Genomic DNA, 13,867 nt, shown 5'->3' with positions numbered 1-13,867 from the left:
TTATGACTGGAGCACTGTTCATGCCCCCCGCTGATTTTCAAAAGAAGCTGTTACAAGGTCTAGGCGGTGAATGGCCTGAGCCGCCGGCGCTGAATGTCAAACACCGTGAGACAATCCAGAAGGATGGTTACCGGATTGAATCGCTGACTTATGAAGCTGAGCCCGGCGATGCGATTCCCGCGATGCTGCTGATTCCCGATATGGTTTCGCCCGCGCATCCTGCTCCGGCAGTCGCGGTCTGGCATCAACATGCCGGGCAGTATCATCTGGGCAAAAGCGAACCGGCGGGGCTGGCCGGCAATCCGATGCATCACACCGGGGCCGCCCTCGCGAAAGAGGGGTTCGTGGTGCTCTGTCCCGATGCGCTCTGTTTTGAAGAGCGCCAGGATCCGACCGAAAAACTGAAAGCCGGAAAATTTGAGCGGTTTGAATTTCTGCGGTATGTCGTCACCGGAAAATGTATGGCCTGGAAAAATATACTGGACATGAAACGGGCCATCGATTTTCTGCAGAGCCGCCCCGAAGTCATCGACGAGAACATCGGCTGCTATGGTCATTCGATGGGTTCCACCCACACCTGGCTGGTCGGCCCGTGGGAACCACGCATCAAATGCCTGGTCGGAAACTGCTGTCTGCCGACTTACAAAGGCATTCATCGCGAACACATGCTGCACTGTTTTCCCAATTTTATTCCGGGAATTTATGAATACGGAGACACACCCGATATCGCCGCTTTGATTGCACCGCGACCGTTGCATCTGAATTTCGGAGAACTGGACGGAGGCAGCCCGATCGACGAAGTGCGGAATGGTGTCAAAATAATTGCAAACAACTACGCCGCCAAGCATGCAGAAAAGAATTTCACTTATTATATTGAAGAGGGGTCAGGACATGTCCTTTCTCCCATCATGTGGGACAAAACCTTATCCCACTTCCAGCGCCATTTAAAGCCTCAACAATCATAAATAGGAACTCGGAATTCTCTCATGGATGCACTTAATTATACAAAGGAACTTGTGGCGTTTGAGTCTACCAGTAACCTTTCCAATCTGGCAGTCAGCGATTATGTCGAAGCGGCTTTGAAAAGCCTGGGATTTGAAATCGAACGACTGGAATACGACGATGCCAAAGGTGTTCGCAAAGCCAATATCATCGGACGCCGCGGGCAAGGGCCGGGGGGGATGGCCTATTTCGCACACACCGACGTCGTGCCCGCCGATCCCTGGTTCACAGACGAATTCGGTCCTTTCACCCCCACGCTGAAAGACGACAAGCTTTATGGACGCGGCAGTTGTGATATGAAAGGTTCGATCGCCTGCATGCTGGCTGCTGCCAAACAGTATGTCGATCGTGACTTGAAGCATCCACTCTACATCACCTGTACCGCCGATGAAGAAGTCGGATATCACGGTGCCCGGAACGTCGCTGAAAAATCGAGCATGTACCGCGAAATGATAGATGGCGAAGCGCATGGTATTATCGGCGAGCCAACAATGCTGAACGTGGTCTATGCCCACAAAGGGACCTACGGCTTCCAAGCCATCTCACACGGTCGGGCCGCCCATTCCAGCTTGAGCACCGGCATTAATGCGAACCTCGCCATGATTCCGTTCCTCGTCGAAATGAAAAAACTGTACGAGGAATGCATGACCGATCCCCGCTGGCAGAATGCCGAATTTGATCCTCCCACCAATGGCTGGAACATCGGCATCAATGACCGGACCAATGCCGTCAACATTACACCCCCTCAAAGCATCTGCACCGTCTACTTCCGCCCCATGCCGGGACAAGATCCCGAAGAACTGGTCTCACGCGCCCGCGAAGCCGCTGAAAAATGCGGCATTGAATTTCAGTTCAAGTGCGGTGGTCAGCCGGTCTATACCGAACCGGGTTCCCCCTTTGTCAAAGAAGTCCTGCAGATTGCCGGTAAGGAACAGGCTAAAACAGTTTCTTACGGGACGGACGGCAGCCAGTTCACTGAGATGAAAAATATGGTGGTATTCGGCCCCGGTGATATCGGACAGGCGCATACGCACGATGAATTCATCGAACTCGAACAACTGGAGCGGGGGACCGAGAAGTTTGCTCAACTGATTGAAAACTGGTGCTGTTAAGACACCCGAATTTCCTTATGGCTTTTCCGGGGGCAAAGCACTATTAAACAAAGCCGGATCGAAGGGATCAGTTGGCTTCTCTTTTACCAGTTCATTGATCTGTTGGTCTGACAATTTTTTCGGTTCAAAACCGCTGATCAGAGAAATGTCGCCTTTCAGAAGAACGGGATCAACTTCCATCGCAGCCTGCTGTACGTCACTCTTTGACTGGATCGCAGCCGCCTGCTCCAACAGATTTTCTCTTGCCTGTCCCTTGCGGCGTTGTGCACGACGCGTCAAACGGTCTGCGCGAAGTTGATCCTGCTTCAAACGATCGGCTACCACTTCACCGACCCACTTTTGGATCAGCTGCCTCTGCTTTCGACCGGCATATCCGGAAAATACCACCATTCCCTGCTGTGGATGTTCCTGTTCTGGCTTGACGAGTAACTGGCTCCGCGCCACTTCGTCCAGATCAATCCATTTCATGACCTCGGCCAGATTTTTCTCTGCATAAATCCGATGATTTCCATAACGGCGACTCACCTGGGTCAAACGAAATTCCGATTTCGCAGCACTCCCGTGGCAGTTTGCGTTACCACATTTATTCAAGAGAATTGGTTGAATTTTTCTCACAAAAATCGCCGATTGCTCGCGTGAGATTCCCGTTAAAGATGTCGCCTCTTCAGACTGCGACAACTGTTTCTTCAGAATCGCCTCTTTGATTTTTTCTTCGACCGTGAGCTGATTATTGGCAGAAGGTTGTGTTAATCGTCGCAGCATCAGCTGTGGTTCTGTCCGCTTGGGTTCTAAGCGGATTGCATCTCTTAATTCCGTTTTGGCTTCATCGTACAACTGATTTGTAACACACCAGCGTGCCAGTTCGATGTGGGAGTTCGCAGTCGGAAATTTCATGGAATTCCGCTGTTTGACATATATCTCATGCAGGTCCTTGGCTTCGAACAGCACACTGTCGTAAGGTACCAGGATATTGCCAGCCGGGTTTTTCACAAAATAGCCCCCCGCGCTTTCGCCAATCTCTCCAGAAAGGATTCTGCCGGTTGTCATCAATAGCACAGAGGATTTGCTTGTTTGAGTTGTCTCCTGAGCAGAAAGCAAAGCAGGAATCATCAGGCTAAGTAAGATCAGGCAAGAGGAGAACGGCTTCACCAGAAGAGAGAATCTGATTGCAGAGAGATAATTCATCATTGGAAATCGCTGACTGATGTGAAAAAACAGGAATACGGCAGCCTCAGCCGTACGGCATGAGACTCACCTAAGTAAATATTTCATCGTAACTTATAATGTTTTATTAGAGCTAGAAACGCGGAGAGGCACAGAGAGGAAAGTTTGAGGCTTGTCTCATATTCGATTTATCAATTTGGGTCAACCCGGGTTTCCACCGGGCACCTGGTAAGGTCGGCCTGGCTTCGGTTGCTTTCTAGTGAAAACAGGTCAGAATAGGCTTGGATTTTCCGGAGTGCGACTGTCCTGAATTCAATTCACCTTTGATCGCGGATTCCTTCATGAGTGATGCCCCCTATTTTGACGAACTCATCGGCAAGACGATCGTAGTCGATCTATCCAGCCTGTACGTCATCGCCGGTACCTTAATCGGGCAAGACCAGCATTATCTGGTTCTCGAAGATGCAGACGTCCATGACCTGCGAGACACAACGACAACCCGCGAGTTATACGTCCACGAAATGGGCATGCACGGCGTTGCCGCCAATCGAAAACGAATTCTGGTTTCCCGAACGGAAGTCGTCTCGCTCTCTTCGCTGGACGATATTATTCGTTAGCACAGACCAAACAAAAAAATAGCCTGTAAAAAGCAAAAACCCCGCAGAGCATTCACTCTGCGGGGATGAGATACATCATTTTCAACCAGTGATACTGACTTAGAGAGACCAGCCATCACGGTAATCACGGCTCAGAAACTTATTAGCTTCAGGAGCGTTCGTGAATTCCATTTTCTTGGGATTCCATTCCAGCTTCTTGCCGGCACGAATGGCCACATTACCGAGTAATGTAGTTTCCGTCAGGCGGCTGGCGTAATTGAAGTTGGACATCGCAGGATCGCCGCCTTTACAGGCAACCACGAACTCTTCAAAGTGGCCAGGTGAGCGAGGTAAGCTTTGCTCAGGCTTTTTGAAGTCACTAAATTTGTCCCGAGGCAGCAGAACGTATTCTGCACCGTAGTCATCGGGGGTGTAAAGATTTCCTTCATCACCAACCAGAACCACGCCGCTGGACTTCATTTTTTCGCCCATCAACAGTTCTTCAGGTGGCTTATTACCACCATCGTACCAGGTCAATTTCAGCGGGCAAAGTTTTTTACCTTCACCACGTTCGCCGAACTGATACGTAATCGTGGTCGACTTGGGATAAGTCTCGTTTTCAATCATCCCTTTCTGTTCTGCTACGATCGATTCCGGATCATACAGATCAAGGGCCATCACGTGCATGTTCATCGTGTGACAGGCCATGTCCCCCAGGGCACCGGTTCCAAAATCGAGCCAGCCACGCCATTCAAATGGATGATACAGCGTACTGAATTCACGATAAGGAGCAGGTCCCAGGAACAGATCCCAGTGGATGTGCTTGGGAACTGGCTCGCCTTCAGGTGGACGATCGACGCCTTTTCCCCAGACAGGGCGGTTCGTCCAGACGTGGGCTTCGCGAACATTCCCCAGAACTCCGGAACGGATCACTTCAACGGCTTCACGGAACCCATTTTTGGCGGTTCCCTGATTTCCCATCTGGGTGGCGACACCGTGCTCGTTGGCAGTTTCACGCATCACGCGTGCTTCACTCACAGACCAGGTCAAAGGCTTCTGTGTAAAACAGTGCTTTCCTTTTTTCATCGCCATCACACTGGCAGGAGCATGCGAGTGGTCGGGAGTACTCACAGTGACGGCGTCAATCTTTCCGTCCATTTCCGTGAGCATTTCGCGATAATCATTAAACTTTTTCGCTTTGGGATAACGGGCGGCCGCTTTCATCAGGCGTTTGTCGTCGATATCACAAATGGCAATCAGATTACCATGCTTAGCGGCACTCGCTGAGTCGCTGGAACCTTTTCCCCCCACACCAATGGAAGCGAAATTCAGCTTTTCCATGGGAGATTTTTCTGCTGCCAGCAGACTTTGACCACCCACCCAGAAGGCTGCGCCTAATGCCGATGATTGCTTAATGAACTCGCGGCGAGTTGAACGTTGACTCATGAAGTGCTCCTGTTTGAATGTTCTAAAGTAATCTTCTTACGTCATTTTACTTTAGTCGGTTAAAACGTTTCTTAACTTTTACGAAACTTACATCAGGAAAGTTCTATTTATTGTAGTTACTGCCTGAACGAAAGAAAACAGAATTAGGCCGGAAATGGGAATGATCAGTAAATCGGGACGGTGCCCCTTTCTTCGGGCGAGGTCTTAATTATTTTAAAATATTTTCTAAAGAGGCTTTTCTCCCAGCCCGGAAAATGTCAAAGTAAACTGGAAATCCCGCGTTCTCTCCCCGTGTCACTCCTCATACTGAAATTGACGTGATCCATGAACACCAACGATTCTTCCCCTCAAAACCCTGATTTTGATGTCCTGATTCAAGGCGGTACTGTCATTGATGGCACCGGTGCTCCCCGATATCGAGCGGACGTCGGCATTAAAGGGGATCAAGTCACAGCATTGGGAGATCTGCAGAATGCCACCGGATCGCAGACGATTGATGCTCAAGGTAAAATCGTCTGCCCCGGCTTTGTTGATGTACACAACCACTCTGACAGCTGGCTGCTGAATACGCCCAACTTTATCTCGAAAACATCTCAGGGCTTTACCACCGAAGTGATCATGGCAGACGGGATCTCCTACGCGCCCGTCGATCGCTGCACCGCACAAGACTGGATCCATTACCTGCTGTCACTGGACGGGCTCTATCCTGAAGAATATACGGGCTGGGAATCTCTGGAAGACTATATGAATCTCATCGACGGCAGGAATGTGCAGAATGTGATGACACACATTCCGTATGCCAATCTGCGTGCGATGAACTGTGGTTTCAGCCGCCAGCGCGTCGATGATTTCCAGATGAAACAGATCTGCAGCGAAGTCCATAAAGGAATGGAAGCAGGAGCAGTGGGGATTTCCACCGGCCTCGATTATGTCGCGCAATGTTTCTCGACAACGGATGAACTCGTGGAAGCCTGCCAGGCAATGGCAGAGTACGACGGCCTGTATGTTTCCCACATTCGCTATAAAAAAACCTTAATGCCTGCGATCAAGGAGTTGGTCGAAATCGGCAAACGGGCAGGGGTCAAAGTACACATTTCACACATGAAAGGCCAGCACCCGGGTCAGGCTGAGGAAGCCCTGGAATATATTGATCAAATCGCACGCCACGAAGTCGATATCTCGTTCGACGTCTATCCCTACCAGCCCGGCTCGACCATGCTGCACTTCCTTCTGCCTTACGAAGTGTTTGAAGATGGCCCCCGCAAAGCTATCGAAAAATTAAAACAACCGGAAATGCAGCAGCGTTTCAAGTACGGCCTGGAAAACTATCTGCTGAATATCTCGGCAATTCAGATCGCCTGGGTTCTTACGGAGAAAAACAAACATCACCAAGGCAAGTCACTGAGCCAGTATGTCGAAGAGAGCGGCCTCCCCAAAGAAGAAGCCTTAATCAATCTGCTCATCGAAGAACAGATGGCCGTGCTGCTCGTATTCAATATGGGCGATGATCGTCTGGTCGATCCCGTTCTGAAACATGACCTGTATATGATGGGCACCGACGGCATTTATATGGAGGGGGGCATGATCCATCCGCGGCAGTTCGGCTCGGCGGCACGCCTGCTTGGCCCGTGTGTCAGAGATCACCAACTCTTCTCACTGGAAGATGCCGTTTTTAAACTGTCCGGATCAGCTGCCCAACGGTTCGGACTCGGCAAACGTAGTCAGTTAAAAGAAGGTTACTTTGCTGACGTTGTGGTGTTTGATCCAGAAACCGTGCAAGACAACGCAACCTACGACAATCCACAACAATTCTCGACCGGCATTGAATACGTACTGTCGAACGGCGTACCGATCGTGCACAATAACCAGCCCCTTGAAATCAATTCGGAAAAACTCCCCGGTCGCTACGTCCGTTATCAGCCCAGATAAGGCGCTAATCGCGTCACGGTCTCCGGGTTCCGATATTCGTTTTTCCCGATGCCGTATTCTGCGCCGGCCTGAACCGCTTGTTCCTGGTACTCCGGATAATTGGAAACCAGCATCAGGCGGCACGGTTTCACATCAGAGGATTGTTTGATCTTCTGTATCAGCTCAATCCCATCACTGTAGTCAGCATCCAGTTTCCGATTGATCATCACCAGGTCGTAAGACTGCTGTTTAAGTTTTTCCATCGTATCGAATTCAAGGTCGGATTCTTCAATCGCTACATCGAAGTGGGTCGTCAGAAAACGAGCGATCGCATTTGCATCCGGCATACATTGTCCCACACTCAGTACACGCTTCGCCATCAAGGTAATCCTCTCAGAGATATCATTATATTAGTATTTAATAATTCAATCGTGCTCTGTTTCAGTCACAAAGCCGGGCCAGCTCACGAACCGCTTCCAGTGCATCGTCGACGTCAGGCACTTCAACGCCGGGCTCTCGACCGGCCTGATCACATTCTTCCAGCAGCAACAGGTCTTCAAAATTTTCATTCGCCATCAGCCGCCGCCGGGCACGTGCCCCAATCCTTCCGTCTTTGATGGCATGGGCATCCATGTGATGTCGAATCAACCAGGCTGTTCTCTCTGTAATCAAACCTTCCAAAGCCTGCAAGCCTGCTTCGACATGATCTTTGGGATCGATGGCTTTTCCGACATCATGTAACAGAGCCGCCAGTTGAAATTCCTCATCGTACGGCAGTTCATCACAGGCCAGATCATAAACCTGGAGACTGTGATACAAGGCGTCCCCTTCGGGATGATACTTTCGTGATTGCTTGACCCCGGCCAATGGTAACAGCAATATACGATAAATCTGAAATCGATCCATGCTTTGCTCTATCTCTGCCAGTCGCTGATCCAGATCAATGCCCGGGTATTCTTTCTGCAGAAGCTGTTCGAATTCCGGCAGGGTCGCCCGTTCAATCTGTTTCCCGGTAATCGAACATTTAAATCCATAACTCGATTTTTCTGTCGAATAAACAGTCAATTCAACAGGATATTCATCCTGCACATGGATGTGGGTAAAAATGCGTTCTTCACCATGTTTTCTCACGTTCTTATGCTCGACACGATAGGGAATCCCTTCGTCATCCAGTCGCGCAGTCACCGCTTCACAGCTATGTGAGAAGACATGAATGTCAATATCCGACCCCTTGCGAATATGGCCGGTCAGCGTGCTGCCAATCAGCTTGGGGTGAAAGGGGGCAAATAACCGTAAAAAACGGAGTGCCTGCAGGCGCATCGAAAGCAGATTCTCAGTGCGTGCATCTCCTTCGAATGTGCAGGCGAAGCGTTGGATTTCGTCGCGAATTTCACGATTACTGGGGAGGTCGGCCGGCTTTACCCACCCCTGGCAGACTTTGCGGGCGGCCTTCATTTTAGCTCGATAATATTCGGTCTCTTGCCGGGAATACATCAGTCGTGCCGCCTCGAATATAATCTGGCGGCGCAATTTACTGGCGTTCATTCAAATAGCGGTGAACTTTCTCACCGTCGAAGCGAAGATAGAAAAGAAAGCTTTCAGGGACGCCCCTGAAAGCCAGACGCACTGGAATTCTAGCGGAATCGAACAAAAAATCAATTCCGACCTGATGGAAAGCGGATCACTTGGCTTCGGCCACCTGTTTCTGTTTCCATTCGTTATACAGAATACTGCTGCGAAATCGGCTGAATCCCAGACCGGCTCCCACATTGAATGACTTGACTCCCAGATCATACTGCCGCGCAGCAACCTTGGAATCTTCAGACAATTCCCAATCCTCAGGTTTATACCGATGATTAAAGGAATTATTGGGACGGCGCTGCACGAACGAAATCGTTTCCTCTAAAGAGTCGTCATCCGTATTACCCCAGAATCGACTCCAGCTTTTAATATCGGTCACACCAGGATCTGCTTTACCGCTCATCCCCAGCCATTTATCGACATCATAAACATTTCCATCACCTTCAAAAGAACGATTTTCTTTTGAAGACTTCAAAGACAACATCGATAATCCCAGGTTATCAACTTTATAGGCGGTATGGTCGCTCTTCACATGGATGTTTTTGACAAAGCGTTCGAAGTCAAAGACATCCTCACCCTGAATCGTGCTATGCGAAATGTTCAGATTGATATCTCCACCTGCCGATGCACCGGAACTCTTGAGAATAGAAAATATTTTTCGCGAGAATAATACGGAACCATCCACCAGCACAGTCTGTTTCCCGGTTCCTTCAATTTCAATCGCAGCCCGTCCGCCGACGAAAAAGCAGTTCGTAATGGAAGAATCAGTTGGCTTTAGAAACTGAATGGCGGCCATACCTTTATCATTCTGCTCTGAGATAGTGCAGTTCAGCATTTTTAGATTTCCACCATTCACGACAATTGCCGCCCAGGGAATCTCTTTACCAACTTCTGGTGGATCGAATTCAAACGCGATTCCTTCCAGTGCCAGCGTCCCCTTTGAAACGCGTAAGATGTGTCGCACATTCGGATCTCGTTCCGGACGGGCTCGTAATCCCAGTTTATTGCGTCCTCTGGTATACACAAAGACCGGGGAATAACCAAAGCCTGCTTCGATCGTTAAATCTTTATCAATTTCAACATGCGGAATTCGGAAAGGGCCATCGCCGTTGACGCGAATCAAGTCTCCCGCTTTCGCTGCAGTCACAGCGTCTTCCAGTTTCTCAAATTCCGGTTTCTTTGCCTGAGTATAAATCTGAAATTTCTTTTCCGGCTCGCCGTTCAACATCCGAGAAATATCACTTCCCAGATTGGCCTTCCGCAGAAAAAGGATCGCAAACGAAGTATCAGCCAGTTTTCCTCTCGAATTCTCCCAGCTCCCATCTTCTTTCTGAGTTTTGATCAACGCACTGGCGCCTCTGGAAAACCAGTCGGTGTCCCCCAGTTTTTCCAGCCCCAGCAAGACCCCCACGCGTTCCGTAGACCAGAGAAAATAACGAGCAGAGGATGCATTGATTCCTGCTGCATATTTCCCCGCCATTTCAAGGCCTTTGGCAAAAATCGGATCGGACACTAGTGTCTCACCCTCTTTTTGATCTGATGCTCTGGATTCACCCTCTTTTTCCTGTTCTTCCTGTAACGACCGGATTTTCGCCGCACGGGCAACTGTCAGACAAAACAGGCCCGCCAATGTCATGGAATTTCGTGAAGGCTCTGCCTTATCATCCTTGGGCATGGCGTAAGGCCAGCCACCATCTTCGTTTTGTGTCTCAACAAATCGTCGGGCCACACCAATCATCGAATTATCAATATTGATATTGGAGCGGGATGCAGTCCATAAGCCGAGCACAGCAAACTGCGTACAGCTGTTATCTCCTGGAGAAGTCCCTAATTTGGGTCGGGCTCGCGGATTATTCAATGAACTGGCAGACGCCAGGGGACAAGAATAAGTCCAGCCACCGGTTGTGGTCTGTCCGGCAATCAAGCGTGCAGCAAACCTTCGAATCTGAACTTTGTCCTCCCGGTCTCCCACCCGCGAGAGTAATAAGATCGCCAGCGCTAGATCGTATGTGGACTTCAACTTATCTGACTCTTTCAGGACAAACTCGCGGCCTTTCCGAATCACAGGATCATTCACTGGGATTCCGTTTTCAAGCAACGCCATCGTGCAGAGTGCCGTAATGCCGACAGGATGTCCTTCGTACTCCCAACTTCCATCTTCTTTCTGCTGCGACTTGAGAAATTCGACCCCCTTCAAACGGGACTCTGTCACTTCCTGATCTGTCTGGGCCTGTACAACAGAGGTAAACATAACCGTCGATAACACACTAACCAGTGCGAATGTTATACTTTTGAAAAGGTGCTGGCGCATCACTTGTCTACTCCGAGAGAAAAATGGTTTGATCTTAACAGATCTCAATATCTTGATTTCGTATTAACCTATTCTAAATATATGGGTTAGAAAAGAGAACTTAAAATACAAACTTCCACCAAAATAGAGAAAATACGTGACAAATCGGGCTTGTTATGCAGGCCAGACCTGATTCAGGAATGCTTATCTCACTTCTTCACAGCCTGACGGGCCTGTTCGGTGAGATGATGTATTTTCGATGTGACTCGGTTTTCTACGGAATCAGTAAACGGTCCCGGATAAGAAGAATAAATCATCGCTCGGGCTCCCTCGTATCCACCTTCTTTCAACACCCGCAGGCTAGGCAGATATCCAAATACATGGTTGGAATAACCGGCGACCCAGACAATCGGTTCTACACTTTCAGCAACACCAAAACCCGATTTTAGCTCTGATTGCAGACGTAACGAGTAATCAACGACCGTCTCGCCGCAAATCGCAACCAATGTCAGATCATTTCCAAACTGGATTACCTGTAAAGGGAAGGCATATGTCGTTTGTATTCCCCCTCGTTCTTTCAGTTGTGCTAACAGCCGTGTCGCATGACTTTTCTCATACTTGTTTCCCGTCTCTTGGGATTTGAGCAATTCCTCACGGGAAGGGGGTGTGGCAAACTCCAACTCAACATCATCCATCGCGATTCCAAGAGGACCATGAATCAAGCGAGACTGCTTGACAGACAGAGCAGTTTCCACCGCGTTAGCCAGAGCACGCCCATGTTGTTTTGCCAGATCCAATGTCCGACGGGGATACGGGTTTTGATCGCCGCCGCACCCCATCATAAATAACGCCACCATTCCCGGATGATCGGCTTCCAGATATTCCTGCGCAAATCCGGCGTAGTCACCGCAAAACTGATAAAAGCTAAGCGTGGTATTATGACAGGCATATCCGAAGAGCGCTGCCATCACAGAACCATCAGGACGCGCCACACTCAACACTGGTACCCGCTGATCTACTGGACCTTCGGGATGTGGACTATTAATGACGCCCTTCGGAGTCGGCAAACGCCGATTCATCGCGAACCCGGCCCGACCATAAGAATATTTTAACGTCACCGGCTCCAGCCGAGGCAATGTTTCGCCGACGTGCTTCACTATTTTTTTGACCAGTGACTGAGTGTACTCGCGCGCCTCAGCCCCACGATCTCCTCCCAGTCCGCGACGGGATGCCTTCTTTTCCCTCAACTCGGGACCACAGTGTGTATGCGAGGCATTCATCAACAGTGCTGCGGAAGGAATCTGATACTCTGATTCCAGACGAGCAGCAATTGGATCGCGGAGTGCCGGCGTAATTCCGATTAAGTCCGTCGTAATCAGAACGATCTTTTGCCCTTTCGCATCCTCAATGATTAACACTTTCGCAAACAGATCGTGAACCTTCCCTTCCGAAGGCTTCGTGCGTGCTGCGTAGCCTGACATCCACATCGACTTTTCCGGAGTGATGACAACCGAACCCGCCGCGGCGCGCCATTCAGACTGCCTCGTCACCTCGGCAGACAACACGCGGCTGTCGTTACCAGCAGAGATCCATGTCAAAAGAACAATAATCAACAGATACGGACGGTTCTGAATTTTCATGTGATCTCTCCTATTAATTAAATCAAACGCATCTTCTTCTATGTCCCACAAACGGGGCAGTTTGTCCGGCGTTGAATTGTATTTCGCCGAAATGTCATGTCCCGCAAATCAAACATCAACAACTGATTTGTCAGCGGCTCTCCCAATCCGGACAGAACCTTGATCGCCTCCATCGCCGCGATACAGCCGACAGTTCCTGACACAGCGCCAAACACGGGAAACTCACGTTTCCAGGCGGGCGGATCATTAGGAAACAGACAGGACAAACAGCCCGTTTGACCGGGTATGAATGTTGTAATCTGTGCTTCCAGGTCATACATGGCACACTCAATTAACGGCTTATTCTGTAATACCGATTGACGATTCATCGCATAGCGTTCAGGGAAGAGCGGGGCACAATCAACAATTAAATCGACCTGATTCACAAGCTGTTCCGCGTTTTCTTCATTCAGATTTTCGGGAACGGCGACAATTTCCAGGCGGGGATTCAACTCTTTCAGACGACGTTCTGCCGATTCCACACGCGGCTTACCTAACCAGTCATGCGTCATCAATAACTGGCGATTTAAATCACTCGGTTTGACATTTCCTGCATGAGCAATCACCAGTTTGCCAATTCCTGCCGCTGCCAGTTCATAGGCCACCACGCTGCCCAGCCCCCCGCAACGCGAGACCAGCACCGACGCATTTTTCAATTTCTCCTGGCCGGCTTCACCAAACTCCGGTACCCAGATCTGCCATTCATAAACTGCTCGTTCTTCATCTGTCAGGGGAGCGAAACCAGACATCACGACTCCTGTCTCTCACTAAATTTTCATTGCCGATGTATTAAAAAAGGAAATCATCCGCCGGAAATCGGCGAGAGAATCGTCACGACATGATGCGGTTCTAAAGTAAACGGTTCCTCCCACAACACCTGCTGATTGGAGACAAACAACAGGATCGACGGGTGTAACTCGTCTGAATTCGGGAACAGAATTGATTTTAAAGAAGCTGCATGATTTTCTGCCACTTGTTTGACAAGTTCCTGCAGAGAGCTCCCCTCATTAACCTCGAATTCTTCTTTTCCCACACCGGCGGCTTTTTTAACCTGTGCCGAATACTCCACTACAATCTTCATTTGATTCC

At 49.6% G+C, this 13,867-nt stretch carries 12 protein-coding genes; 4 read left to right on the top strand and 8 right to left on the bottom strand.

All coding sequences use genetic code 11. The features are described 5' to 3' along the window. The first annotated feature begins 20 nt into the window (after nucleotides 1–20). A complete protein-coding gene (locus tag Pan241w_RS12435) occupies nucleotides 21–965 on the top strand; it encodes a dienelactone hydrolase family protein (RefSeq protein WP_145215896.1) in 945 nt (314 codons plus the stop codon). Between the two features lie 21 nt (nucleotides 966–986). Continuing rightward, nucleotides 987–2,114: a M20 family metallopeptidase gene (locus Pan241w_RS12430; RefSeq protein ID WP_145215892.1), complete on the top strand. Its 1,128-nt coding sequence runs from the start codon at nucleotides 987–989 to the stop codon at nucleotides 2,112–2,114. Between the two features lie 15 nt (nucleotides 2,115–2,129). Here Pan241w_RS12430 and Pan241w_RS12425 read toward each other — a convergent pair whose 3' ends face one another. Next, entirely contained in the window at nucleotides 2,130–3,104 is a 975-nt protein-coding gene (locus Pan241w_RS12425; RefSeq protein WP_232107435.1) for a hypothetical protein, read from the bottom strand. 515 nt (nucleotides 3,105–3,619) lie between these two features. On the opposite strand from Pan241w_RS12425, the gene Pan241w_RS12420 reads away from it, so the two are divergent. Continuing rightward, a complete protein-coding gene (locus Pan241w_RS12420) occupies nucleotides 3,620–3,895 on the top strand; it encodes a hypothetical protein (protein ID WP_145215887.1) in 276 nt (91 codons plus the stop codon). Between the two features lie 99 nt (nucleotides 3,896–3,994). Here Pan241w_RS12420 and Pan241w_RS12415 read toward each other — a convergent pair whose 3' ends face one another. Continuing rightward, complete coding sequence (locus Pan241w_RS12415; RefSeq protein ID WP_145215884.1) at nucleotides 3,995–5,320, bottom strand: Gfo/Idh/MocA family protein; 1,326 nt, start codon at nucleotides 5,318–5,320, stop codon at nucleotides 3,995–3,997. 324 nt (nucleotides 5,321–5,644) lie between these two features. On the opposite strand from Pan241w_RS12415, the gene Pan241w_RS12410 reads away from it, so the two are divergent. After that, nucleotides 5,645–7,249 carry an N-acyl-D-amino-acid deacylase family protein gene (locus tag Pan241w_RS12410; RefSeq protein ID WP_145215882.1) on the top strand — a complete coding sequence of 535 codons (1,605 nt, stop codon included), beginning with the start codon at nucleotides 5,645–5,647 and terminating at the stop codon, nucleotides 7,247–7,249. Here the strand turns inward: Pan241w_RS12410 and Pan241w_RS12405 are convergent. The 6 genes from Pan241w_RS12405 to Pan241w_RS12380 all read right to left on the bottom strand — a co-directional run bounded on the left by Pan241w_RS12405 (nucleotide 7,237) and on the right by Pan241w_RS12380 (nucleotide 13,859). After that, nucleotides 7,237–7,608, bottom strand: coding sequence for a response regulator (locus Pan241w_RS12405; RefSeq protein ID WP_145215879.1), 372 nt, complete (start codon nucleotides 7,606–7,608; stop codon nucleotides 7,237–7,239). The two genes, Pan241w_RS12410 and Pan241w_RS12405, sit on opposite strands and share 13 nt — an antisense overlap. A 61-nt stretch (nucleotides 7,609–7,669) precedes the next feature. Then, complete coding sequence (locus Pan241w_RS12400) at nucleotides 7,670–8,773, bottom strand: HD domain-containing protein (protein ID WP_145215877.1); 1,104 nt, start codon at nucleotides 8,771–8,773, stop codon at nucleotides 7,670–7,672. A gap of 136 nt (nucleotides 8,774–8,909) precedes the next feature. Then, nucleotides 8,910–11,060, bottom strand: coding sequence for a prenyltransferase/squalene oxidase repeat-containing protein (locus tag Pan241w_RS12395; protein WP_198000488.1), 2,151 nt, complete (start codon nucleotides 11,058–11,060; stop codon nucleotides 8,910–8,912). A gap of 248 nt (nucleotides 11,061–11,308) precedes the next feature. Then, nucleotides 11,309–12,739: a neutral/alkaline non-lysosomal ceramidase N-terminal domain-containing protein gene (locus tag Pan241w_RS12390; protein WP_145215872.1), complete on the bottom strand. Its 1,431-nt coding sequence runs from the start codon at nucleotides 12,737–12,739 to the stop codon at nucleotides 11,309–11,311. 38 nt (nucleotides 12,740–12,777) lie between these two features. Beyond that, nucleotides 12,778–13,527 (bottom strand): HesA/MoeB/ThiF family protein, encoded by a 750-nt coding sequence (locus Pan241w_RS12385; protein ID WP_145215869.1) that lies wholly within the window; start codon nucleotides 13,525–13,527, stop codon nucleotides 12,778–12,780. A gap of 53 nt (nucleotides 13,528–13,580) precedes the next feature. Next, complete coding sequence (locus Pan241w_RS12380) at nucleotides 13,581–13,859, bottom strand: MoaD/ThiS family protein (RefSeq protein WP_145215866.1); 279 nt, start codon at nucleotides 13,857–13,859, stop codon at nucleotides 13,581–13,583. Nucleotides 13,860–13,867: the final 8 nt, after the last annotated feature.

Source organism: Gimesia alba (assembly GCF_007744675.1).
GTDB classification, from domain to species: Bacteria; Planctomycetota; Planctomycetia; order Planctomycetales; family Planctomycetaceae; genus Gimesia; species Gimesia alba.
This window is presented reverse-complemented; position numbering and strand designations above follow the sequence as displayed.